Source organism: Pseudomonas sp. AC463 (genome assembly GCF_979253585.1).
Genome location: NZ_CEEDDZ010000880.1, coordinates 1 through 254, shown reverse-complemented (window position 1 = coordinate 254; position 254 = coordinate 1). Strand labels below are relative to the sequence as shown.

General features: G+C 69.3%; 1 protein-coding gene. It reads right to left on the bottom strand.

The window, feature by feature from the left end; genetic code table 11:
• The coding region (locus AC0IYH_RS32740) for a hypothetical protein (RefSeq protein ID WP_471838529.1) at positions 1–254 on the bottom strand (254 nt) is incomplete at both ends.

Genomic DNA, 254 nt, shown 5'->3' with positions numbered 1-254 from the left:
GAATACCGGTCCATCCGGCCAGTACTTCGGCGACGACGGCGCGGTCGACCACGTCGTACACCATCGGCACCTTGCCCTGCACCTCCAGCACCTTCGCCTGCGCATCGCGCAGCAGCTGGATCTTGTCGGCATAGTCCGGCGCATCCGCCGCCAGCCCGTCGATCGCCACGCGCGCGTCGCCTACCGCCTTCACCGCATCGCGCTCTGCGATCCAGCGCGCGGCGGTTTCGTCGCGCTCAACCTCTAGCGCCGCC